The 24,326-nt window shown below is 61.0% G+C and carries 20 protein-coding genes; 16 read left to right on the top strand and 4 right to left on the bottom strand.

Features of this window, described 5'->3' with window-relative positions; genetic code table 11:
* Positions 1–7: 7 nt before the first annotated feature.
* Both HX866_RS16010 and HX866_RS16005 read left to right on the top strand, forming a co-directional pair.
* Positions 8–784, top strand: a complete 777-nt coding sequence (locus tag HX866_RS16010; protein ID WP_177092681.1) for a class II glutamine amidotransferase — start codon at positions 8–10, stop codon at positions 782–784.
* A gap of 11 nt (positions 785–795) precedes the next feature.
* A complete protein-coding gene (locus HX866_RS16005) occupies positions 796–1,329 on the top strand; it encodes a DUF2937 family protein (RefSeq protein WP_177092680.1) in 534 nt (177 codons plus the stop codon).
* Here the strand turns inward: HX866_RS16005 and HX866_RS16000 are convergent.
* Positions 1,323–2,255: a LysR family transcriptional regulator gene (locus tag HX866_RS16000; RefSeq protein WP_177092679.1), complete on the bottom strand. Its 933-nt coding sequence runs from the start codon at positions 2,253–2,255 to the stop codon at positions 1,323–1,325. The genes HX866_RS16005 and HX866_RS16000 overlap by 7 nt on opposite strands.
* 159 nt (positions 2,256–2,414) lie before the next feature.
* Between HX866_RS16000 and HX866_RS15995 the strand changes: the two genes are divergently transcribed.
* The 4 genes from HX866_RS15995 (at position 2,415) to HX866_RS15980 (ending at position 6,131) form a co-directional block, all read left to right on the top strand.
* The gene (locus HX866_RS15995) at positions 2,415–3,701 is read left to right on the top strand and encodes an MFS transporter (protein ID WP_177092678.1); all 1,287 of its coding nucleotides are present in this window, start codon (positions 2,415–2,417) and stop codon (positions 3,699–3,701) included.
* Between the two features lie 62 nt (positions 3,702–3,763).
* Positions 3,764–4,516: a 5-oxoprolinase subunit PxpA gene (locus HX866_RS15990; RefSeq protein ID WP_177092677.1), complete on the top strand. Its 753-nt coding sequence runs from the start codon at positions 3,764–3,766 to the stop codon at positions 4,514–4,516.
* Positions 4,513–5,217, top strand: coding sequence for a 5-oxoprolinase subunit PxpB (gene pxpB / locus HX866_RS15985; protein WP_177092676.1), 705 nt, complete (start codon positions 4,513–4,515; stop codon positions 5,215–5,217). Before HX866_RS15990 ends, pxpB begins: the two co-directional genes overlap by 4 nt.
* The gene (locus HX866_RS15980) at positions 5,214–6,131 is read left to right on the top strand and encodes a biotin-dependent carboxyltransferase family protein (RefSeq protein WP_177092675.1); all 918 of its coding nucleotides are present in this window, start codon (positions 5,214–5,216) and stop codon (positions 6,129–6,131) included. Before pxpB ends, HX866_RS15980 begins: the two co-directional genes overlap by 4 nt.
* A 132-nt stretch (positions 6,132–6,263) precedes the next feature.
* Here the strand turns inward: HX866_RS15980 and HX866_RS15975 are convergent, their stop codons facing one another.
* The gene (locus HX866_RS15975; RefSeq protein WP_177092674.1) at positions 6,264–7,442 is read right to left on the bottom strand and encodes a vWA domain-containing protein; all 1,179 of its coding nucleotides are present in this window, start codon (positions 7,440–7,442) and stop codon (positions 6,264–6,266) included.
* A 163-nt stretch (positions 7,443–7,605) separates the two neighbouring features.
* Positions 7,606–8,451: an AAA family ATPase gene (locus tag HX866_RS15970; protein ID WP_100938900.1), complete on the bottom strand. Its 846-nt coding sequence runs from the start codon at positions 8,449–8,451 to the stop codon at positions 7,606–7,608.
* Between the two features lie 244 nt (positions 8,452–8,695).
* Between HX866_RS15970 and cysK the strand changes: the two genes are divergently transcribed.
* The 3 genes from cysK to HX866_RS15955 all read left to right on the top strand — a co-directional run bounded on the left by cysK (position 8,696) and on the right by HX866_RS15955 (position 12,062).
* The gene (cysK, locus tag HX866_RS15965; RefSeq protein ID WP_177092673.1) at positions 8,696–9,670 is read left to right on the top strand and encodes a cysteine synthase A; all 975 of its coding nucleotides are present in this window, start codon (positions 8,696–8,698) and stop codon (positions 9,668–9,670) included.
* Positions 9,671–9,910: 240 nt separating this feature from the next.
* Positions 9,911–10,849: an aspartyl/asparaginyl beta-hydroxylase domain-containing protein gene (locus tag HX866_RS15960; protein WP_177092672.1), complete on the top strand. Its 939-nt coding sequence runs from the start codon at positions 9,911–9,913 to the stop codon at positions 10,847–10,849.
* Between the two features lie 349 nt (positions 10,850–11,198).
* Positions 11,199–12,062, top strand: a complete 864-nt coding sequence (locus tag HX866_RS15955; RefSeq protein WP_177092671.1) for a DMT family transporter — start codon at positions 11,199–11,201, stop codon at positions 12,060–12,062.
* Between the two features lie 22 nt (positions 12,063–12,084).
* On the opposite strand, the gene HX866_RS15950 is transcribed toward HX866_RS15955, so the two are convergent.
* Positions 12,085–12,996, bottom strand: coding sequence for a DMT family transporter (locus HX866_RS15950; protein WP_177092670.1), 912 nt, complete (start codon positions 12,994–12,996; stop codon positions 12,085–12,087).
* 139 nt (positions 12,997–13,135) lie between these two features.
* On the opposite strand from HX866_RS15950, the gene aceK reads away from it, so the two are divergent.
* The 7 genes from aceK (at position 13,136) to HX866_RS15915 (ending at position 24,322) form a co-directional block, all read left to right on the top strand.
* The gene (gene aceK / locus HX866_RS15945; protein WP_177140088.1) at positions 13,136–14,857 is read left to right on the top strand and encodes a bifunctional isocitrate dehydrogenase kinase/phosphatase; all 1,722 of its coding nucleotides are present in this window, start codon (positions 13,136–13,138) and stop codon (positions 14,855–14,857) included.
* 104 nt (positions 14,858–14,961) lie between these two features.
* Positions 14,962–18,873 (top strand): ATP-dependent RNA helicase HrpA, encoded by a 3,912-nt coding sequence (gene hrpA / locus HX866_RS15940; protein ID WP_177092668.1) that lies wholly within the window; start codon positions 14,962–14,964, stop codon positions 18,871–18,873.
* Positions 18,874–19,122: 249 nt separating this feature from the next.
* Positions 19,123–20,244: a beta-ketoacyl-ACP synthase III gene (locus HX866_RS15935; RefSeq protein ID WP_177092667.1), complete on the top strand. Its 1,122-nt coding sequence runs from the start codon at positions 19,123–19,125 to the stop codon at positions 20,242–20,244.
* A 176-nt stretch (positions 20,245–20,420) separates the two neighbouring features.
* Complete coding sequence (locus tag HX866_RS15930; protein WP_177092666.1) at positions 20,421–21,032, top strand: RNA polymerase sigma factor; 612 nt, start codon at positions 20,421–20,423, stop codon at positions 21,030–21,032.
* Entirely contained in the window at positions 21,026–21,265 is a 240-nt protein-coding gene (locus HX866_RS15925) for an anti-sigma factor family protein (RefSeq protein WP_177092665.1), read from the top strand. The genes HX866_RS15930 and HX866_RS15925 overlap by 7 nt, the downstream gene beginning before the upstream one ends.
* Before the next feature lie 244 nt (positions 21,266–21,509).
* Positions 21,510–22,883: an OprD family porin gene (locus HX866_RS15920; RefSeq protein WP_177092664.1), complete on the top strand. Its 1,374-nt coding sequence runs from the start codon at positions 21,510–21,512 to the stop codon at positions 22,881–22,883.
* Between the two features lie 314 nt (positions 22,884–23,197).
* Positions 23,198–24,322, top strand: coding sequence for a GNAT family N-acetyltransferase (locus tag HX866_RS15915; RefSeq protein ID WP_177092663.1), 1,125 nt, complete (start codon positions 23,198–23,200; stop codon positions 24,320–24,322).
* Positions 24,323–24,326 lie beyond the last annotated feature (4 nt).

The raw sequence follows: 24,326 nt of genomic DNA, 5'->3' as shown, positions 1-24,326 counted from the left end.
TCCGAGCATGTGTGAATTGTTGGGCATGAGCGCCAATGTACCGACCGATATCGTTTTCAGCTTTACCGGTCTGATGCAACGCGGGGGGCGTACCGGCCCCCATCGCGACGGTTGGGGCATCGCCTTCTACGAAGGCCGTGGCCTGCGCCTGTTCCAGGACCCGGCGGCGAGCTGCGAGTCCGAGGTCGCGAACCTGGTGCAGCGTTACCCGATCAAGAGCGAAGTGGTGATCGGGCATATCCGCCAGGCCAATGTCGGCAAGGTCTGCCTGTCCAATACCCATCCGTTTGTCCGCGAATTGTGGGGGCGTAACTGGTGTTTCGCCCATAACGGCCAGTTGGCGGACTTCCAGCCACCCACCAGTTTTTACCGCCCGGTGGGCGACACCGACAGCGAGGCGGCGTTCTGCGACCTGCTCAACCGCGTGCGCCAGGCCTTTCCCGAGCCCGTGGACATTGAAGCGCTGCTGCCGTCCCTGGTCCAGGCGTGTGCCGAGTACCGTGGCAAAGGCGTGTTCAACTGCCTGCTCAGCGACGGCGACTGGCTGTTCTGCTATTGCTCGACCAAGTTGGCGCAGATCACCCGGCGCGCGCCTTTCGGGCCGGCGCGCTTGAAGGATGTGGACGTGATTGTCGACTTCCAGGCCGAGACCACTCCCAACGACGTGGTGACGGTGATTGCCACCGAACCCTTGACCGAAAACGAAACCTGGACCCGCTACGAACCGGGCCAATGGAGCCTGTGGCGGCGCGGCGAATGCGTCAGCCAGGGCCAGACCGAATAAGGAAGTCCGTTATGTGGTTGAGTTACCTGCGGCTGATTCTGTTTACCCTGGGCCTGCTGATCGGTGTCCAGGTGCCGGGCTTCATCAACGACTACGCCAAGCGGGTCGAGGCACACCTGATTGAAGCGCAGACCAGCCTCCAGGGCTTCCAGAAGACTGCCGAGCAGTTCTTCAACGGCGATCTGCAGGCGTTGGTGGCGCATTATCGTGCCAGCGACGACCCGGTGTTTCGCAGCGATGCCGACAGCCTCGGCAACCTGCTCAACCGCCAGCGTCTGCTCGATGACCAGTTCCAGGCCATGCAGGGCCCCTGGTACAAACGGGCGTTACAGGTGGCGTATGCGGCCGATCCGGCGATCCGCGAGGAAACCTTGCAGGGCTACACCTATCAGGTCCTGCTCTCGCCCGAGGCGATCGGCTGGGCGATGGGCGCGGCGCTGCTGTTCTCGTTCGTGATCGAAGGCTTCTTCCGCCTGGTGGACTGGGTGGTGCTGGGCGGCAAGCGCCAGCGCGAACGCCTGGCCCGGCGCGAACGGGGTTATTGACCGGAGAGGGCGGGCTTGCTCAGGACCACATACTGCTCGCCCATCTTGTCCGCATAGCTGTGCAGCACCTCCTGGCACAGCGCGACAATTTCCTCCACCAGCTCCACGCCGACCCGCCAGGACACCACCACTTCCAAGTTCGGCGGGCGTACGTCGAGGGCCAGCAAGGTCAGCTCGCCGCGCATCAGTTCTTCCCTCACCAGCACCGACGGCAGGGCGCCGATAGCGAAGCCGTCGCGCAGTAGCCGGGTAATCGCCGACACCGAGTTGACGCAGTTCAGGCGCGGCGCCGGGACGCCATGGACCTGCATCAAGCCAAGAATTTCCTGGTGTGGCCGCGAGTTTTTCGAGAAGGTCACGATGCGCTCCCGGGCGAGTTCGGCCAGGCTTGCATATTCGCGGTTGTAGATCGAATGGCTGGCCACCACCCAGCCCATCGGGTGGCTGATCAGCTTCAGGCTGCGGATGGATTCCTGGCGTAGCAGGTCGGTTTGCAGCACCAGGTCGAGAAAGCCTTTTTGCAGCTGATCGCAGAGGTTCAGCGCGGTATCGGCCACCAGCTCGATTTCCACCAGGGGAAATCGATCCGACATCTGCGCCACCAATGGGCTGAGCCAGGTATGGATGACCGTGTCCATCACGCCGATACGCAGGCGCCCGACCTTGGTCGAACTGATTTCGATGGCATGCTTGAGGGCCTGCATGGTGTCCATCATCTGCTCGGCATAGTCGAGCACCTTGAGCCCTTCGGGGGTCAGGCTGACGCCGCGGGAATCGCGCAGGAACAGCTTCACCCCAAGCTCGCCTTCGAGCACCGCGATCCGGCTGGAAATGGACGCCTGGGTGGTGAACAGCTTGTCCGCCGTCAGGCGAAAGCTCTTCAGCCGCGCAACCCAGACGAAGGTTTCGAGAAACTTGAGGTTCATGCAATCAACTTTTTCTTATGCCTGGGCAGGACTTTTATTAGTTGGACGCAGAGGGCACGGCCAACGAAAAATGGCCCTCGACCGGTCGGGCACGATAAGCCTAAGCCTGAGCGCTCGCCAGAACAATACCAATAAGCTTTACGCGGAGAATTTCCCCCCATGACTACGCCCGGCTCGCTGGATGTTACCCAAGCCGAGGGCCCACCCGGTCCGTTCACCTGGTATCGCAATCTCAATCAGCAGGAGCGTCGTACGTTCTGGAGTTGCAAGATCGGTTACGGCCTGGATGGCATGGACACCCAGATGCTCAGCTTCGTCATTCCGACGCTGATTGCCCTCTGGGGCCTCACCACCGGCCAGGCCGGGCTGATTTCCACCAGCACCCTGATCGCCTCGGCCCTCGGTGGCTGGATCGCCGGGATTCTTTCCGACCGCATCGGCCGGGTGCGCACCCTGCAACTGACGGTGCTCTGGTTCGCGGTATTCACCTTCCTCTGCGGCTTCGCCCAGAACTACCACCAGTTGCTGGTGGCCCGTACCCTGATGGGCTTCGGTTTCGGTGGCGAGTGGACGGCCGGCGCGGTGCTGATGGGCGAGGTGATTCGCGCCAAGGACCGCGGCAAGGCGGTCGGCATGGTGCAATCAGGTTGGGCCCTGGGTTGGGGGCTGACGGCGATTCTCTATGCGTTGCTGTTTTCACTGCTGCCACCCGACGACGCCTGGCGTGCGCTGTTCGTGTTGGGCATCGTGCCGGCGATTTTCGTGATTTTCGTTCGTCGTCTGGTCAAGGACCCGGAGGTCTATCGTCAGACCAAGATCCAGGAAGCCCCGAGCAACCCGACGCACTTCTACGAGATCTTTGCCCCGGGCATGCTCAGCACCACCCTGCGGGCCTCGCTGCTGACCACTGGTGCACTGGGCGGTTATTACGCCATCACCGCCTGGTTGCCGACTTTTCTGAAGAACGAGCGCGGCTTGAGTGTACTCGGCACGGGCGGTTACCTGGCCATGGTGATCATCGGTTCCTACATCGGTTATGTGATCAGCGCGTACCTGACCGATCGGCTCGGGCGCAAGAAGAACTTCATCCTGTTCGCCGTTGGTTCCTTCATCATCGTGCTGCTCTACACCCAGTTGCAGGTCAGCAACGCGGTCATGCTCTGGCTGGGCTTGCCACTGGGCTTTTTCGCCTCGGGGATTTTCAGCGGCATGGGGGCGTTCCTCACCGAGCTGTTTCCCACGCGGATTCGCGGTTCGGGCCAGGGTTTTTGCTACAACATCGGGCGGGCACTGGCGGCGTTTTTCCCGCTGCTGATCGGCCTGCTCAGCCAGAAAGTGTCCTTGAGCCTGGGGATCGGCGCTTTTGCCGCCGTGTCCTACGGTGTGGTGATTCTCGCGGCCTTGAGCCTGCCGGAAACCCGTGGCAAGGAACTCGAAGCGCAGTAATCTGTGGGTATTTGCGAAAAGCCCCACGTTAAGAAAAGTTAAAGCCCACAGGAGCAACCACCGTGAGCCGCTTGTTATTGAATTGCGATATCGGCGAAAGCTATGGCAACTGGACCATGGGCCTGGATGCGCAGGTCATGCCGTTTATCGATTGCGCCAACGTGGCCTGCGGTTATCACGCGGGCGATCCGAGTATCATGCGCAAGACGGTGACCTTGGCCCTGGCCAACGACGTACGTATCGGTGCCCATCCGGCCTATCCCGACCTGGTGGGCTTCGGTCGCCGTTCCATGGCCTGCACACCGCAGGAAATCCAGGACCTGCTGCATTATCAGATCGGCGCGCTGGACGGTATCTGCCGGGCGCAAGGTGCCCGGGTGAGTTACGTCAAACCCCACGGTGCGATGTACAACGACATGATGGCCAATCCCGAGCAACTGCGGGCGGTGATCCAGGCGATTGCCGCCTACGGCGGGGACCTGCCGTTGATGCTGCTGGCGATGCGCGACAACAGCGCGGCCCAGGCCCTGGGTGATGAGTACGGCGTCGAGTTGTGGTTCGAAGCCTTTGCCGACCGGGCCTATGACAGCGCGGGGCGCTTGGTGTCGCGCCAGTTGCCCGGTGCGGTGCATCACGAACCGTCACTGATCGTCGAACAGGCCCTGACCATCGCCCGTGGCGACAGCCTCACCGCCAGCGATGGCAGTGCCTTGCGCTTGCAGGCCAACACCTTGTGCGTACACGGCGACAACGTCAGTTCGGTGGCTGCCGTGCAGCGTATCCGCGAGGCCCTGGATCGGCAGTCTGCGGTATGAAGCCACGGATCGAAGTGGTCGGAATCGACTGTCTGATGGTGCGGCTGTTCGAGGTGATTGCCGAAGAAAACATGCCGTGGATGCTGGCCGCCGGCGAGCGTCTGCGGGCTGGATTTGCCGGGCACCTGATCGACCTGGTGCCGTCCTATACCACCCTGATGGTGCATTACGACCTGATGGCGCTGAGCCCGTCCCAGGCCCGGGAGCTGATTGCCGAAGCCTTGACCGACCTGACCCCGGGCACCAGCGCGGCGGGCCGATGCCATGTGTTGCCGGTGTGGTACGACCCGAGTGTCGGCCCGGAGCTGGGCTTGTTGGCCGAGCGCAGCGGCTGGTCGGTCAGCGAGGTGATTCGTTGCCACAGCGAGCGCGAGTACCAGGTGTTCGCCTTGGGCTTTGCGCCGGGGTTCGCGTTTATGGGGCTGGTCGACGAACGGCTGGCGGCACCGCGTATCAGTACCCCGCGCAAGCGGGTGGCGGCGGGGAGCGTGGGGATTGCCGAGCGTCAGACGGCGGCTTACCCGGTGGTTTCCCCTGGGGGGTGGAACCTGATCGGTCGTACACCGAGCAAGCTGTTCGACCGTGAGCGTGACGGTTACAGCTTGATGCAGCCGGGCGACACGGTGCGTTTTGCCGCAATCGACCATGCTGAATTCATTACGTTGGGCGGCGATGACACGCCACTGGAGGGCTTGGCATGAGTCATTTGTCGATCGAGGCGAGTACACCGTTGTGCCTGTTGCAGGATGCGGGACGCTTTGGCGTGCGTCATCTGGGGGTGACCCAGGGCGGCGCGCTGGATTGGGTCTCGATGTTCTGGGCCAACCATCTGCTGGGCAATGCGCCGGATGCCGCGGTGGTGGAAGTGACGTTGGGCGGGCTGACGCTGGTGGCGCAAGAGGATTGCTGCCTGGCCCTGGCCGGTGCCGATCTGGGCGCACGGGTGGACGGTCAGGCACTGGCGCCCTGGTGCAGTTTTGTCTTGAGGAAAGGCCAGCGCCTGCAATTGACGCAACCGCTGTCGGGGGCTCGGGCTTATCTGGCGGCGCCGGGTGGTTTTATCGCGCCGAAAGTCCTGGGCAGTGCCGCCTGCGTGGTGCGCGAGGAACTCGGCGGGCTGGATGGCATGGGGCGGCCTTTGGCCAAGGGCGGGCGCCTGGAATATCGCGGGGTGGCGTCGACGCCGAGAGGATTGTCGGGCGCGCAGGTGCCGGATTTCAGCTCCAGCGCACCGTTGCAGGTGGTGCTTGGGTCGCAGATCGGTGAATTCAGCGGGCAAAGCCTGTTCGATGCGTTCAACAGTGTCTGGACCTTGGACAGTCGTGCGGATCGCATGGGGATTCGGCTGTTGGGGCCGGAGTTGAAGTATCAGGGCGAACCGATGATCTCCGAGGGCATTCCCCTGGGGGCGATCCAGGTACCGCCGGATGGACAGCCGATTGTGTTGCTCAATGACCGGCAGACCATTGGTGGTTATCCACGCCTGGGTGCGCTGACACCATTGTCGCTGGCCCGCCTGGCGCAATGCCTGCCGGGGATCCCGATAAGACTGGCGCCGGTGGTGCAGGAAACGGCGCATCGGCAGCAGGTCGAGTTTATGCGCAAGTTCGCCTGACACCGCTGACTCTGTAGGAGCGAGCTTGCTCGCGATGGTCGTCAACGATGATGCGGGAATAACCGATGTCCCGCGGTGTCTGGGCTACCATCGCGAGCAAGCTCGCTCCTACAGGGATTGTGCGAAAGACTGCTACTTGGACAGGAAGCGCATCCCTTCTTCCAACCCACGCAAGGTCAACGGATACATCTGATCCTCCACCAGATCGCGAACGATCCCGGTCGACGCGGTGTAGTTCCAGGTGTCCTTCGGATACGGGTTGATCCAGATCAGCTTCTTGTACTTGGCCATGAAGCGCTGCATCCACACATAACCGGCTTCTTCGTTCCAGTGCTCGACGCTGCCGCCGGCCTGGGTGATTTCATACGGCGCCATGGCCGCATCGCCGATGAAAATCACTTTGTAGTCGGCCCCGTACTTGTGCAACAGGTCCTGGGTCGAGGTGCGCTCTGAGCCACGGCGCAGGTTGTTCTTCCACACCGACTCATAAACAAAGTTGTGGAAGTAGAAGTATTCCAGGTGCTTGAACTCGGTCTTGCAGGCCGAGAACAACTCCTCGCAGGTCTTCACGTGGGCGTCCATCGAGCCGCCGATATCAAACAGCAGCAGCAACTTGATGGTGTTGCGCCGCTCCGGCCGCATCTGGATATTCAACAACCCGGCATCGCGGGCGGTGTGGTCGATGGTGCCGTCGATATCCAGCTCTTCCGCCGCACCCTGGCGCGCGAATTTGCGCAGGCGACGCAAGGCCACCTTGATATTACGCGTGCCCAGTTCGACCTGGTCGTCGAGGTTCTTGTACTCGCGCTGGTCCCAGACCTTGACCGCCTTGCCCTGGCGCTGGCCGGCATCGCCGACACGAATGCCTTCGGGGTTGAAACCGCCCGAGCCGAACGGGCTGGTGCCGCCGGTGCCGATCCACTTGTTGCCGCCGGCGTGACGTTCCTTCTGTTCCTCCAGGCGTTTCTTGAACTCCTCGATGAGCTTGTCCAGGCCGCCGAGGGACTGGATCTGCGCGCGTTCCTCGGCGCTCAGCGAGCGCTCGAACTCCTTGCGCAACCAGTCCTCGGGAATCAAGGCCTGGAGGTGATCATCGAGTTTTTCCAGGCCATTGAAGTAGGCGCCGAAAGCCCGGTCGAATTTGTCGAAATGCCGCTCGTCCTTGACCAGGATCGCCCGGGCGAGGTAGTAGAACTCGTCCATGTCGGCGAAGGTCACGCGTTGTTTCAGCGCGTTGATCAGGTCGAGCAGTTCGCGCACCGACACTGGAACCTTGGCGGCGCGCATTTCATTGAACAGGTTGAGCAGCATGGCAATTGCCCCGAGTGAACTTTGGGTCTGTTCGAAAGATCGCCGAGCGGCGATCAGGCAAGGCAAAAACAGGCGAGGAAGCGGAGTTTAGTCCACTAAATGAGCATTCCGAGCCTGTTTTTAACGCAGTATGATCGATGCGCAGGCATCTTTCGGACTGAGCCTAGCGGCTGCCGCGGCGGCTCATGAACGCCAGCCGTTCAAGCAGTTGAACGTCTTGCTCGTTCTTCACCAGGGCACCGGCCAGCGGGGGGATGGCCTTGGTCGGATCACGCTCGCGCAGCACCGCTTCACCGATATTGTCGGCCATCAGCAGTTTCAGCCAGTCCACCAGTTCCGAGGTCGAGGGCTTTTTCTTCAGGCCCGGGACCTTGCGCACGTCGAAGAACACGTCGAGGGCTTCGCTGACCAGATCCTTCTTGATGTTCGGGTAGTGCACATCGACGATTTTCTGCAGGGTGACGCGGTCCGGGAAGGCGATGTAGTGGAAGAAGCAGCGGCGCAGGAAGGCGTCCGGCAGCTCTTTTTCGTTGTTGGAGGTAATGATGATGATCGGGCGTTTTTTCGCCTTGATGGTTTCATCGATCTCGTAGACGTAGAACTCCATCTTGTCGAGTTCTTGCAGCAGGTCGTTGGGGAACTCGATGTCGGCCTTGTCGATTTCGTCGATCAGCAGGATCACCCGCTCCTCGGACTCGAAGGCTTCCCAGAGTTTGCCCTTCTTCAGGTAATTGCGAACGTCGTGAACCTTCTCGTTGCCCAGTTGCGAGTCCCGCAGGCGGCTGACCGCGTCGTATTCGTAGAGGCCCTGGTGCGCCTTGGTGGTGGACTTGATGTGCCAGGTGATCAGCTTGGCGCCAAAGGATTCGGCCAGTTGCTCGGCGAGCATGGTCTTGCCGGTGCCGGGTTCGCCCTTGACCAGCAGCGGGCGCTCCAGGGTGATGGCGGCATTCACCGCCAGCTTCAGGTCATCGGTGGCAACGTAGGCCTGGGTGCCTTCGAACTTCATCTGCAATTCCTCGGACGATAACGCCGGCCGGTTTGAGGGCGGGCGGAAAAAAATCATGCCTGACTATAACGCGGCGCCCGGTCGAGTGTGAACGCAGACGGCTTATTCAGTCTCTGAATGGGGCGTCAGATCCTGACTCGGTCCGTCGCGGGCCATTGGCCAGCCATTTGTCATGACTGGACGCCTGCAACCCTGAGGCATAACCTTGAAGGTTCCCGTCAACGCTGCATGAAAGGACCCCGTCATGAGCCGTATTTTTGCAGACAACGCGCATTCCATCGGTAATACGCCCCTGGTCCAGATCAATCGTATTGCCCCCCGTGGCGTGACGATCCTGGCCAAGATCGAAGGGCGTAACCCTGGGTACTCGGTGAAATGCCGGATCGGCGCCAACATGATCTGGGACGCCGAAAGCAGCGGCAAACTCAAACCGGGCATGACCATTGTCGAACCGACTTCCGGCAACACCGGCATCGGCCTGGCCTTCGTCGCCGCTGCCCGGGGCTACAAGCTGCTGCTGACCATGCCGTCCTCCATGAGCCTGGAACGACGCAAGGTGCTCAAGGCGCTGGGCGCCGAGCTGGTGTTGACCGAGCCAGCCAAGGGCATGAAAGGCGCCATCGAAAAGGCCACGGAAATTGTCGCCAGCGACCCGGCCCTTTATTTCATGCCGGCACAGTTCGACAACCCGGCCAACCCGGCCATCCACGAAAAGACCACCGGCCCGGAAATCTGGAACGATACCGATGGCGCGGTGGATGTTCTGGTAGCCGGTGTCGGTACTGGTGGGACCATTACCGGGGTTTCGCGCTATATCAAGCTGACCAAGCACAAGCCGATCCTTTCGGTGGCGGTGGAGCCGGCCGGCTCGCCGGTTATCAGCCAGACCCTGGCCGGGGCCGAGGTCAAGCCCAGCCCGCACAAGATCCAGGGCATCGGTGCCGGTTTCGTGCCGAAAAACCTCGATCTGGCGATGGTCGACCGGGTGGAACTGGTGACCGACGAAGAGTCCAAGGCCATGGCCCTGCGACTGATGCAGGAAGAGGGCATTCTCTGCGGTATTTCCTGCGGCGCGGCCATGGCCGTTGCCGTGCGACTGGCGCAGACGCCGGAAATGCAAGGCAAGACCATCGTGGTGGTGTTGCCGGACTCCGGTGAGCGTTACCTGTCGAGCATGTTGTTCAGCGATCTGTTCAGCGAGCAGGAGATTCAGCAGTAACCCTGCGACGGCGATCGACACGCCAGAAGAGGAGGGCTGGACGGTATCCGCTGACCTGGATCAGCTACCGTTCAGCCGTTTCCTGTTAAATAGGGGTTTTATTGCCGCATAGGCAACGCTGAATCTGTGACGTCATGGGTTTTTCCCGGCGCCGGTAATGTTTATCATGGCCGGCTGCCACGTCGGGTGAGTCGAGTGTTACAGGCTACCCGCGCGTTGCCCATTTTCGAGGAGTGTTGAATGACCTTTTCCTTTGCCGCCAAGGCCGCAGTCCTGCTGCTGTTCCTGGGCAGTACGCTTTATGTGCATTTGCGCGGCAAGGCGCGCTTGCCCCTATTGCGCCAGTTCGTCAACCATTCCGCCGCTTTCGCGCCGTATAACGCCTTGATGTACCTGTTTTCCAGCGTACCGTCCAAGCCTTACCTGGACCGCAGCAAGTTTCCCGAGCTGGATGTGCTCAAGGACAACTGGGAAGTGATCCGCGAAGAGGCCATGCATCTGTTCGACGAGGGTTATATCCGCGCCGCCGAGAAGAACAATGACGCCGGTTTCGGTTCGTTTTTCAAGAAGGGCTGGAAGCGTTTCTACCTCAAGTGGTACGACAAGGCCCTGCCATCGGCCGAGCAGCTCTGCCCGAAAACCGTGGAACTGGTGAACTCGATCCCCAACGTCAAGGGCGCGATGTTCGCCCTGTTGCCTGGTGGCAGCCACCTCAATCCGCACCGTGACCCGTTTGCCGGTTCCTTGCGTTATCACCTGGGCCTGTCCACGCCGAACTCCGACGATTGCCGGATTTTCGTTGACGGCCAGGTCTACGCCTGGCGCGACGGTGAGGACGTGATGTTCGATGAGACCTACGTGCACTGGGTCAAGAACGAAACCGAGCAGACCCGAGTGATTCTGTTCTGCGATATTGAGCGTCCGCTGAGCAATCGTTTCATGACCGCGATCAACCGCCGCGTCAGCGCCTTCCTCGGCCGCGCCACGGCGCCGCAGAACCTCGATGACGAGCGGGTCGGCGGGATCAACCAGGCTTATGCCTGGAGCAAGCGTTTCAGCGACAGCTTCAGCGGCGTGGTCAAGCGCTTCAAGCGCGCCAACCCCAAGGCCTATCGGATCATGCGTCCGGTGCTGGCGGTTGTGGTATTCGCCGCGCTTGGCTATTGGTTGTTCGGCTGACCGGTTGCAATTGTTCCCGAGCGCTGGGTATAGTCGGCGCTCGGTGTTTCAATCGATTCACCTTCCTCAGCAAAAGATCAGCCCATGCCGGTTTCCTTTCTCAATGCGGTAGTCGATTCAGCGGTCAACGCTGTGGTCGTGCCGTGTGGGAGCCAACAGCCTGCGCAAATCAGTCATTACCCCCCACCTGTCAGTAGCACGCCGGTGTACGCAGTCGTATCACCGCCGGGTGTTGGCTTTTCGGGCTGATCAGCAGTGTTTGCTGTTTCCCCTGTGCCCGCCTGAAAAAAACTACTGAATGTTCAGCCTTGCGCTGAATCGGCTTTTGCCTGAATCACAGGTGGTATCCATGTTGGCTTTTTCAAAACAATCCGCAACCGCGGCGGCTTCGACGAGTCTGTTTGTCCTGCTCTGGAGCAGTGGCGCGATTTTCTCCAAATGGGGGCTGGCCCACGCCTCGCCGTTCGCTTTCCTGTTGATCCGTTTTTGCATCGCCCTGTTGGGGCTGTTGGTGTTGGTCCCGTTGCTCAAGCTCAAGCTGCCGCGGACGGGCAAGCCGCTGCTGTACGCGGCGGCGACCGGGTTGGTGTTGCTGGGGGCCTATCAGATTTTCTATCTGCTGGCCCTGGACCTGAAGGTTACGCCTGGGGTGATGGCGACGATCATGGGGGTACAGCCGATCCTCACGGCGGTGCTGATGGAGCGTCGGCGTTCCTGGAGCCGGATGTTCGGCTTGGGGCTGGGGCTGGCGGGCCTGATCCTGGTGGTTTACCAGGGGATCGGTCTGGCCGGTATGTCCCTGGCGGGCATGCTCTTTGGTTTGCTGGCCCTGGCGAGCATGACCTTGGGCTCGATCATGCAGAAACGCATCACCGATAATCCCCTGGGCACGCTGCCGGTGCAGTATCTGGCCGGGCTGCTGCTGTGCGGGGTGTTTGTGCCGTTCCAGCCGTTCCATTTTGAAACCGGCAGCGGCTTTGTCGTGCCGGTGTTGTGGATGGGGCTGGTGGTTTCGGTGCTGGCGACCCTGTTGCTGTACCGGCTGATTGCCCGGGGTAACCTGGTCAATGTCACCAGCCTGTTCTATCTGGTGCCAGCGGTGACGGCGGTGATGGATTACCTGATCTTCGGCAACCGCCTGGCGGCCCTGAGCATGCTGGGTATGGGGCTGATCATCGTCGGATTGGTGTTTGTGTTCCGCAAGAGCGCCTGACGTCAGCCCATACACCACGACATTAGCGGTCAGCCACGCTGACCGCTTTCAGTACCGCCGCTGGCTTCAGCACCAGCCACAGCGCCAGGGCAATCAACACCCCGCCATACACATGGGCCATCGACAGCGGCTCATCGAGAAACAACGCCCCCCACAACACCCCGAAAGCCGGAATCATGAAGGTCACGGTCATCGACTTGACCGGGCCGATATTGCTGATCAGCTTGAAATACATGATGTAGGCAAACGCCGTACACACCAGGCCCAAGCCCAGCAGCGACAGCCAGACACTCATCCCGCCCCAGCTGGCCGGCGGATGGGTGATAGCGCTGTAGCCGAAGAACGGCAAGATCACCAGGGTTGCACCGAACATGCTGCCCATGGCCGATAGCCGTGGGTCGAGGCCACCTTGCTGGTCGAGCCAGCGGCGGGTCAGAAAGCCGGCGAAGCCGTAGCTGGTGGTTGCCAGCAGGCACGCCGCGGCCCCCATCAGTAATTCCAGGTTGAAGGTCACCGGACCTGCACGGGTCAGCACTGCCACCCCGAACAGCCCGAGGAAGATCCCGGCCAGTTTGTTCAGGCTCAGTTTTTCATGGAAGAACAGACCACCGATCAGTACGCCCATCAGCGGCGTGGTGGCGTTGAAGATCGAGGAGTAGCCGGCCGGCAATACTTGCGCCGCCACCGAATACAGCGTCGCCGGCAACCCGGAGTTGATCACGCCGAGCATCAGGCAGACCTTGAACTTGCCTTTGAAGTCCCAGTTGACGCGCATCAGCGTGAGGATCACCAGCAGCCCGACAGCGGCAATCGAGACGCGGAAAAAGGCGGTCGGAAAGGCGCCGAGCGCCGGAGCAATGATCCGCATGAACAGGAAACTGGCGCCCCAGACGGCGGCCAGAATGAACATGCGCAGAATATCGACGGGTCTCACGGTGGCATCCTTGGCAGGGTAGGGCGGGTAAGTGTCACCGTATGTATCTGGCAAGGCAAGGTTGCGTTGCCTGAGGGTTGGCCTCTAAGCTCAAGCGAGTCGCGAACAGAACCATTTCGAACAGCGCAGGGGTTCCACTATGCCGCAGCCATGGCCGGCCGCTGATATCGCCCGCATGATCCTCGATGGCTTCGACGATTACCGCGAGCACTTTCGCCAGATCACCGACGGCGCCCGTGACCGTTTCGAAGCGGCCCACTGGCAGGAAGCGCAGGTGGCTTCGGCGGCGCGCATCAATCTCTACGAAGAGAAGGTCAGCGAGGTCAATACCCGGCTGCGCGCCGGCTTCGATGAAGGCGCCTTGCTCGATGTCACGCTCTGGCCCCTGGTGAAAAGCGCCTATATCAGCCTGATCGACCTGCGTTTCGACGATGAGCTGGCGGAAACCTGGTACAACTCGACCTTTTGCGGACTGTTCAGCCACGACCTGATCAGCGACGGTTGCATGTTTATCCACACCACCCGGCCGTCACTGCGTCGGGCACGGGCGGCGCAGACCCGGATCTACCGGCCCCAGGGCGAATTGTCCGGCATGCTCGAGCAGATTTTCGCCGACTACAGCTTCAGCGAGGCCTACGCCGATTTGCCGGGAGACCTGCGACGTCTGGAAGCCCAGTTGCGGGAAAACCTGCCGGATTGGGTGTGCAAGGACCCGGAGCTGAGCGTCGAACTGTTTTCCTCGGTGCTCTACCGCAACAAGGGCGCCTACCTGGTGGGTCGCATCCATACCCAGGACGAACAATGGCCCCTGGTGATTCCATTGTTGCACCGTGAAGGGCGTGGCATCCAGATCGACGCCCTGATCACCGACGAAGCCGACGTGTCGATCATCTTTTCCTTCACCCGCTCCTATTTCATGGTGGATGTGCCGGTGCCGGCGGAGTTCGTCGGCTTTCTCAAGCGCATCCTGCCGGGCAAACATATCGCCGAGCTGTACACCTCCATCGGCTTCTACAAGCACGGCAAGTCCGAATTCTACCGGGCGCTGATCAATCACCTGGCCAACACCGACGACCGTTTCATCATGGCCCCGGGCGTGCGCGGCATGGTCATGAGTGTGTTTACCCTGCCGGGCTTCAACACCGTGTTCAAGATCATCAAGGACCGCTTTTCGCCGTCGAAGAACGTCGACCGCGCCACGGTGATCGAAAAGTACCGCCTGGTGAAAAGTGTCGATCGGGTCGGGCGCATGGCCGATACCCAGGAATTCGCCGACTTCCGCTTTCCCTTGAGCAAGTTCGAGCCGGCGTGCCTGGAGGAACTGCTGGAGGTGGCGGCGTCCACGGTGCAGGTCGAGGGTGACACGGTGCTGATTCGCCACTGCTGGACCGAGCGGCGCATGACCCCGCTGAACCTCTACCTGGAAAATGCCAATGACGCCCAGGTTCGCGAGGCGCTGGAGGATTATGGCCTGGCGATCAAGCAACTGGCGGCGGCGAATATCTTTCCCGGCGACATGTTGCTGAAGAACTTCGGCGTGACCCGCCATGGCCGCGTGGTGTTCTACGACTACGACGAAATCTGCTTTCTCACCGAAGCCAACTTCCGACATATTCCCGCGCCGCGCACGCCTGAGGATGAAATGGCCTCTGAACCCTGGTACTCCATCGGGCCACTGGACGTGTTCCCCGAGGAGTTTCCACCCTTCCTGTTCGCCGATATGGCGCAGCGACGGTTGTTCGACCAATTGCATGGCGAGTTGTACAACGCCGACTACTGGAAAGGCCTGCAAGAGGCGATTCGGGCCGGCAAGGTGATCGACGTGTTTCCCTATCGGCGCAAGGATCGGGATAGCGAATAAGGCAGCGGCAAGTTACAAGTTGCAAGCCGCAAGCTAAAAGCTGCGATAATCTTGCCGCTCGTAGCTTGCCGCTGCTTTTCTCTTCCCCCGACCTTGCGTACCTGATGACTGACGAATCGCCCGCTATCGACCAACTGCTGAAAAACCTCGACCAGGCCATGATTGCCGACCGCCACCGGTTGCGGCGGCAGTTGCTCGAGTTGCGCAAAAAGCCCGACGAAAGCAAGTTGGCCCAGTGGGTCGAGCGGATGCAGGCGTCCTGTGCCCAGGTCACGGCCCGGGGCAAGAGCGTGCCGCTGATTCGTTATGACGACAGCCTGCCGATCGCCGCCAAGCGCGACGAGATCAAGGAGGCTCTGCTCAAGCACCAGGTGCTGATCATCGCTGGCGAAACCGGTTCGGGCAAAACCACCCAGTTGCCGAAGATCTGCCTGGAAATCGGCCGTGGCCAGCATGGCCTGATCGGTCACACCCAGCCGCGTCGGATCGCGGCACGCAGTGTGGCGAGCCGGGTGGCCGACGAATTGGCCACGCCCCTGGGCGCGTTGGTCGGCTATCAGGTGCGTTTCGAAGACCAGAGTGATTCCAACACCCTGATCAAGTTGATGACCGACGGTATCCTCCTGGCGGAAACCCAGAACGACCGCTACCTGGAACGCTACGACACGATCATCGTCGACGAGGCCCACGAGCGCAGCCTGAACATCGACTTTCTGCTGGGTTACCTGAAAACCCTGTTGCCCCGGCGTCCGGACCTGAAGGTCATCATCACCTCGGCGACCATCGACCTGGAGCGTTTCTCCAAACACTTCAACGATGCGCCGATTGTCGAAGTGTCCGGGCGGACCTTTCCGGTGGACACCTGGTATCGCCCGTTGACCTCGCAGCAGGATGAAGAGGGCAACAGTGTCGAGGAGGATCTGAGTGTGGATCAGGCGATTATCGCCACCCTCGACGAGATCGCCGCCTTCGAGCGCAGCGAGCGCAAGAGTCCGGGCGATGTGCTGGTGTTCCTGCCCGGCGAGCGGGAGATCCGCGACGCCGCGGACATGTTGCGCAAGGCCCAGCTCAAGCACACCGAGATTCTTCCTTTATATGCACGCTTGTCGCCGGCCGAGCAGCAGCGGATTTTCCAGTCCCATCCGGGGCGTCGAGTGGTACTGGCGACCAACGTTGCGGAAACCTCGCTGACCGTACCGGGGATCCGTTATGTGATCGACAGCGGTACGGCGCGCATCAGTCGCTACAGTTATCGCGCCAAGGTCCAGCGCCTGCCGATCGAAGCGGTGTCCCAGGCCAGCGCCAACCAGCGCAAGGGCCGCTGCGGACGGGTCGAGCCGGGCATCTGCATTCGCCTGTACAGCGAGGACGACTTCAACGGCCGTCCGGAATTTACCGACCCGGAGATTCTGCGCACCAACCTGGCGGCGGTGATCCTGCAGATGCTGCACCTGCGGTTGGGTGAAATCACCGCGTTCCCGTTTATCGAGCCGCCGGACGGCAAGGCCATCAGCGACGGTTTCAACCTGCTGCAGGAATTGTCGGCGGTCAACCGCGAGAACCAACTGACGCCGTTGGGCCGCCAACTGGCGCGCCTGCCGGTGGACCCGCGCATGGGCCGCATGTTGCTGGAAGCGGCTACCCTCGGCAGTCTGCAGGAAGTGCTGATTGTCGCCAGCGCCATGTCGGTGCAGGACCCGCGCGAACGTCCGCCCGAGCGCCAGCAAGCCGCCGACCAGGCCCACGCGCAGTGGAAGGACGTGGATTCGGATTTCGCCGGGTTGATCAATGTCTGGCGTGGTTTCGAAGAACAACGCCTGGCCCTGGGCGCCAGCGCGTTGCGCAACTGGTGCCGGAAGAACTTCCTCAATTACCTGCGGATGCGCGAATGGCGTGATTCGCACCGTCAGTTGGGGCTGATTTGCCGTGACCTGCAGTTGAGTGTCAACAAGGAACCGGCCGACTATCCCAAGCTGCACAAGGCGGTGTTGTCCGGGCTGCTCAGCCAGATCGGCCAGAAAACCGAAGATGGCGACTACCTGGGCGCCCGCCAGCGGCGCTTCTGGGTCCACCCGTCCTCGGGCCTGGGGCGCAAGCGCCCGCAATGGCTGATGGCCGCCGAGCTGGTGGAAACCACCAAGCTCTATGCGCGGATGGTCGCCAAGATCGAGCCGGACTGGATCGAACCCCTGGCCGGGCACCTGATCAAGAAGAACCACTTCGAGCCCCATTGGGAGAAGAAGCGCGGCCAGGTCGTGGCCTTCGAGCAGATCACCCTGTTCGGCCTGATCGTGGTCGGACGTCGCCCGGTGCACTTCGGTCCTATCGAACCGGTGGCCTCCCGCGAGTTGTTTATTCGTGAAGGCCTGGTGCGCGGCGAGATCCAATCGAAAGCCAAATGCCTGAGCGCCAACCAGCAGTTGCTCGAGCAACTCGACGAGCTGGAGGCCAAGGCCCGGCGGCGCGACATTTTGGCCGACGAAGAAACCCTGTTCGCCTTCTACGATGCACGCCTGCCGGCGGAGATTCACCAGACCGCGACCTTCGACAGCTGGTACCGGGTCAACAGCCAGAAAGACCCGCAACTGCTGATCATGCGCGAAGAGGATGTGCTCGCCCGCGAGGCCAGCGAAGTCACCGCCGCGCATTATCCGGACACCCTGCACCTGGGCGACCTGGCCCTGGCCTTGAGTTATCACTTCGAGCCCAATCATCCGCGCGACGGCGTGACCCTGCGGGTGCCGGCGCCGTTGTTGCCGGCCTTGCCCGGCGAGCGCCTGGAGTGGTTGGTGCCCGGGGTGATCGAAGCCAAGTGCATTGCCCTGGTGCGCAACCTGCCCAAGGCGTTGCGCAAGAACTTTGTGCCGGTGCCGGATTTCGTCAAGGCGGCGCTGCAACGGATCGAGTTTGCCGAGGGCTCCTTGCCCCTGGCGTTGGGCCGTGAGCTGTTGCGCATGACCGGTGCGCGGGTCAGTGATGAAGCCTGGGCCGAGGCGGCGCAGCAGGTGGAAAGCCATCTGCGGATGAACCTGGAAATCGTCGACGCCCAGGGCAAGTTCCTCGGCGAAGGCCGCGATCTGGCCGAGCTGACGGCGCGGTTTGCCGAAGCCAGCCAGGCGGCCCTGGCCGTGCCGCAGACTGCGAAAAGCCAGCAGCCGGTTCAGGCCAAGGAGTTTGCCGCGGTGGCCCAGAGCACCCAGCAGAAGATCGCCGGGCTGTCGATGACCGTGTACCCCGCGCTGGTGGAAGACGGCGGTACGGTCAAGGAAGGGCGCTTCTCCACGCCGGCCGAAGCCGAGTTCCAGCATCGCCGGGCCTTGCAACGCCTGCTGCTGCAGCAGTTGGCTGAGCCGGCGAAGTTCTTGCGTGGCAAGTTGCCGGGCCTGACCGAGCTGGGTTTGCTTTATCGCGAATTGGGCCGGGTTGAGGCATTGGTCGAAGATATCCTGCTGGCGAGCCTCGACAGCTGCGTGCTGGACGGTGAGGACAGCCTGCCGCGCGATGGTGTCGGGTTGGCGTCCCTGGCCGAACGCAAACGCGGCACCTGGACCGAACATGCCGAACGCCTGGCGCGCTTGACCCTGGAGACGCTCAAACTCTGGCACGCGCTGCAAAAACGCTTCAAGGGCAAGATTGATCTGGCTCAGGCCGTGGCCCTCAACGATATCAAGCAGCAGTTGAGCCAGCTGGTTTATCCCGGTTTTGTCCGGCAGACCCCGGGTGTCTGGCTCAAGGAGTTGCCGCGCTACCTCAAGGCCATTGAGCTGCGCCTGGAAAAACTGCCGTCCCAGGTGCAGAAGGACCGGGTCTGGAGTACTGAACTGACGGGGCTGTGGGCCCAGTACCAGGCGCGGGCGGCCAAGCATGCCCAGGAAGGCAAGCGCGATCCGCAACTGGAGCTGTATCGCTGGTGGCTGGAAGAATATCGGGTGTCGTTGTTTGCCCAGCAGTTGGGGACCAAGGCACCGATTTCGGACAAGCGCCTGAGCAAGCAATGGAGCCAGGTCGAAGCCTGATACGCGATTCGGCGGCCGGGCCCCGGGGGCCCGGTTGTGTTCCATTGATCTCGGCCCTAGGGTCAAATCCCAATGTTTATGGCACACTTGACGGCTATAAATGCCGATTCCACGGTTTGAGCGCTGCAGGCTCGACCGGGACGGAAGAAAACGACTCCAGGCCCTTTGCCGTTTTGACGGCATTGGCCCTTTTATGTATTGGTACGAATGTACCAATGCCTTCTGCCTGAACAGAATAGAGGAACGAGCGTGCATAACGTCGTCATCAGCGGCACCGGCCTGTACACCCCGGCCAACAGCATTTCCAACGATGAGCTGGTGCAGTCTTTCAACAGCTATGTGCAGCAGTTCAACCTCGAAAACGCCGCCGCCATCGAGCGCGGCGAGGTTCAGGCACTGACCGAGTCGAGCGCCGCCTTCATCGAGAAAGCCTCCGGTATCAAGAGCCGTTTTGTCATGGACAAGGACGGCATTCTCGATCCGCAGCGCATGCGCCCGCGCCTGCCCGAGCGCTCCAATGACGAGTGGTCGATCCTCTGCCAGATGGCCATTGGTGCCGCCGAACAGGCCTTGCAACGCGCCGGCAAGACCGCCGCGGACATCGACGGCGTCATCGTCGCCTGCTCGAACCTGCAACGGGCTTACCCGGCGGTGGCCATCGAGGTCCAGGAAGCCCTCGGTATCCAGGGCTTCGGTTTCGACATGAACGTTGCCTGTTCCTCGGCGACCTTCGGCATCCAGACCGCCAGCAACAGCATTCAACTGGGCCAGGCCCGGGCGATCCTGATGGTCAACCCGGAAATCTGCACCGGTCACCTGAATTTTCGCGACCGTGACAGCCATTTCATTTTCGGTGATGCGGCGACGGCGGTGGTGGTGGAGCGGGCTGACCTGGCGACCTCGCCTTACCAGTTCGATATTCTCGGCACCAAGCTGCTGACCAAATTCTCCAATAACATCCGCAACAACTTCGGCTTCCTCAACCGCGCGGCGGAAGAGGGCATCGGCGCCCCGGACAAACTGTTTGTCCAGGAAGGTCGCAAGGTGTTCCGTGACGTCTGCCCGATGGTCGCGGAACTGATTGCTGCGCACCTGCAGGAGAACCAGCTGAACATCAGCGATGTGAAACGTTTCTGGTTGCACCAGGCCAACCTCAGCATGAACCACCTGATCGTCAAGAAGCTGCTGGGTCGCGAGGCCACTGAAGAAGAGGCCCCGGTGATTCTCGATACCTACGCCAACACCAGCTCGGCGGGTTCGGTGATTGCATTCCACAAGAACCAGGACGATCTGGCGGCGGGTTCGCTGGCCGTGCTCAGTTCGTTCGGTGCCGGTTATTCGATTGGTAGTGTGATTCTGCGCAAGCGTTGATTGGATGCCACTGACCCGATGACCTGTAGGAGCGAGCTTGCTCGCGATGGACGTCAACGATAACGCGGGAATCCTGATTGATACCCCGCAGTGCGCCAGCTACCATCGCGAGCAATCGAGCGTCGACCGACTGTTCCTACAGAGGGCGGCGTGAATCTTGAACCCTGAGGTTGTGAATGGCGGCGCCGGACGATAGTCAACTGCTTGAACGTTTACTGGCAGGCGAACAAAAGGCCTATAAGGAGTTGGTCAGCACCTACCAGAGTGCAATGCGGGCCGTGGCCTATGCCATTGTCGGCAGTCGGCAGGCCGATGAGGCGGTTCAGGATGCCTGGCTGGCGGTGGTGCGCAACCTGGCCGGTTTCCAGGGCCGCTCCAGCCTCAAGACCTGGCTGCTGACCATCACCGCCAATGCGGCAAAGAACCGCTACAAACAGAACCGTCGTGAAGTGCTGCTGGACGACCTTCCGTCGCCCCATGGCACCATCGGCGACGAACGGTTTGCCGCCGACGGCCATTGGGCATTGGCGCCGCACGCCTGGCACGAGGACACCCCCGAAGCCCTGCTCAGCGAAGATGAGCTGCGCCAGTGCCTGGAACATACGCTGTTAAGCTTGTCCGAGTTGCAGAGCAGTGTCTTGTTGTTGCGCGAGCGCCAGGGGCTGGAGCTGGAGGAGATCTGTAATCTTCTGGGGCTCTCGCTCTCTAATGTCAGGGTGCTGCTGCATCGGGCACGTTTGAAAGTCTTTGCGACCGTGGAGCATTTTGAGGAGACCGGCGAATGCTGACCTGCAAGGAACAAGTGGCACGTTCCAGCGACTATCTCGATGGCCAGTTGGGCTTTCGTGAGCGCTTGATGGTGCGCCATCACTTGATGTTCTGCCCCAACTGTCGGCGTTTTATTCGTCAGATGCGCTTGATGCAGGCCACCCTGAAGCAAATGCCCGAACCGCCGGTCGAAAACCTTGAAATTTTGTCCGCCCAGTTGGTGGCTCAGCACAAAGGTGCAGGAAACGACTAGTCGCAAAAGGCCATTGTTTTTCCATCAAAGCCCCGTAAACCGGGGCTTTTTGCTGATTTTTATTTGTCGTAAAAAGTTCCGCTGTCACAAAACCTTAATCTACCAGCAACGGCTCTGAAATAACCCCACGCCAAGATTCCCTCCCAACAAAGCAGGTCAGGCCCCGGCAACGGCTGCGCACCCGCGTGATGGCAACGGATGCCACAAAAAGACCCGAAGAGTTTGAATCCAGAGGAGCGAAACAATGAACAAGTGCACCTTGGCCCTGGCAGTGGCCGTAGGGGTTTTGTCCCAGCAGGCGTACGCCGATGGGCAAGCTGATGCAAAAGGTTTTATCGAAGGCGCTACGTCGACCCTGGGTCTGCGTAACTTCTACATCAACACCGATAACCGTAGCGGCAAACCGGCTCAGAGTCTGAACTCGGAATGGGGCCAAGGCTTCGATCTGCGTTTCAACTCCGGCTACACCCAAGGCACTGTAGGTTTCGGCCTTGATGTGATTGCCTTGGAAGCTATTCGCTTGGACAGCGGCAGTGGTTCCAACGGCGCGACCAAAACATCGGCTGGTGGTACGGTATTCCCAACCGAAGCCAATGGCAGTAAAAATCCAAGTGCAGTCAGTGACTTCGGTAGCCTGGGCCTGACCGGTAAAGTCCGTGTTTCGCAGACCGAACTGAAGATCGGTACCCTGCTGCCGAACAACCCGGTGATCAAGTACAACGACGGTCGTCTGCTGCCACAAACCTTCACCGGTGGCGAGATCAAGTCGAACGAGATCAAGGACCTGACCCTGACCCTCGGCCAGGTCGAGAAAGCCAAGGGCCGTAACTCCAGCAACGACGAAGATCTGTCGATTGCCGGCGCCAACGCCAGCTCGAACTACTCCGAGGGCACTACTGGCCGGTTCAGCAACAAGTTCCAGTACGCCGGTGCCGACTACAAGATCACCAAGGATCTGATCGCCTCGTACTACTATGGCGAACTGAAGGACTTCTACAAGCAGAACTTCCTGGGTCTGGTGAACAACTGGGCCATTGGTCCTGGCGTCCTGAAAAGCGACCTGCGTTACTACAACAGCACTAGCGATGGCGCCAACAACAATACCTCGGCCTACTACACCTCCGGTTACTACGGCGGTGGTGTCACCAAGGGCAAGGTCGACAACGATCTGTACAGCTACCTGGCCCTGTACTCGGTTGCCGGTCACACCTTCGGTGCTGGTTATCAGTACAGCAAAGGCGACAGCGACTTCCCATGGTTGAACCAGGGTGACGGCTCGTCTAACAGCACCATCACCGACATGCAGATCCAGAAGTTCGCCCGTGCCGGTGAGAAAACCTGGCAAGCTCGCTATGCCTATGATTTCGCCAAGGTCGGCGTACCTGGCCTGACCGCCGGTATCATTTACCTGCACGGCGACAATATCCAGAACACCGCTGGCAGCCAGAGCGAGTGGGAACGCGATATCAGCCTGTCCTACGTGATTCCTGAAGGTACCTTCAAGAACCTCGGTTTCGCCTGGAAAAACGCGATGTGGCGCACCAGCACCCTCGTTGCTTCCAGCGGCGACCAAGACGAAAACCGTCTGATCGTCAGCTACACCATTCCACTGATGTAAGCTCTGCTCTTTTGGCGCCCCGTTCGACGTAACTGTCGCGCGGGGCGTTTTTTTGTCTGTCTTTCGGACATGCTCAGCGGTTCTGTCCTTCCGCCATCTCTGCCCTGAGAGCTCCTGTCGGACAACCCGGCCGCTGTCCTGGAACCCTTGTCGAATGGTGTTCCCAGGCGACTTTCAAGTCCAATGAAATAGTTTTTAATATTCCATTCCCAGCGGGCTTTCAGACCTTTATCGGTTTTCCGTTCTACCTGTCGCCCTTCCTGCCACACTTGCGCGATACTCGCTCTGCGTGTTGCACCTGCCTGGGGATATCGATGCCGTTACAACGTCTGCAAAGCCTCTCTGAGGTCGCTGCCGAGCAATGGGATGCGTTGGTGCCCGACGGCCAGCCTTTCCTCAGCCACGGGTTTCTCAGCGCCCTGGAGGACAGCGGCAGCCTTGGCCCGCACTCGGGCTGGCAGCCGGAGCATCTGCTGCATGTGGAAGACGGTCGGCTGGTGGCGGCCTTGCCGAGTTATCGCAAATGGCATTCCTATGGCGAGTATGTGTTCGATCACGGTTGGGCCGAGGCCTGTCAGCGCGCGGGCATCGCCTATTACCCCAAGCTGCTGACCGCAGTGCCGTTCAGCCCGGTCGGCGGTGCGCGCCTGCTGGCGGCCAGGGCTGAGGATGGCTTCGAGCTGCTGGCCGCCTTGCCGGGCTATCTGGAGATCGAAGAGCTTTCCAGCGCCCATATCAACTTCACCGATACCCTGGCCGATGCCGCCCTGGCTGAACAACCCGGCTGGTTGCAGCGCTACGGTTGCCAGTTTCATTGGCAGAACCGCGGTTACCGGGATTTCCAGGACTTCCTCGATACCTTGAGTTCACGCAAGCGCAAGCAGATGCGCAAGGAGCGCGAGCAGGTCGCCGGGCAGGGCTTCGATTTCCAATGGCTGGAAGGCCGTGAGTTGAGCGAGGCGCAGTGGGATTTTGTCTACGCCTGCTATGCCAATACCTACGCCGTGCGCCGGCAGACGCCCTATCTGACCCGGGAGTTTTTCAGCCTGTTGGCCGCGCGCATGCCCGAGTCGATCCGCGTGGTCCTGGCCAAGCAAGGCGGGCGCCCGGTGGCCATGGCCTTCAGCCTGATCGGCGGCGACAGTTTCTACGGTCGTTACTGGGGCTGCCTGGCGGAGTTCGACCGGCTGCATTTCGAAACCTGTTTCTACCAGGGCATGGACTACGCCATCGCCCAGGGTCTGCAACGCTTCGATGCCGGTGCCCAGGGCGAGCACAAGCTGATTCGCGGCTTCGAACCGGTGATCACCCATTCCTGGCATTACCTGCTGCATCCGGGACTGCGGGCGGCGGTGAAGGACTTCCTCGCCCAGGAGCGAGTGGGCATCCTGGCCTACGCCGAAGAGGCGAGGGCAGCGCTGCCTTACCGCCAGGCCTGATCGC

Source organism: Pseudomonas gingeri (genome assembly GCF_013386165.1).
Classification (GTDB): Bacteria; Pseudomonadota; Gammaproteobacteria; order Pseudomonadales; family Pseudomonadaceae; genus Aquipseudomonas; species Aquipseudomonas gingeri_C.
The sequence above is the reverse complement of the archived record's forward strand: the minus strand, read 5'-3'. Positions and strand labels throughout refer to the sequence as shown.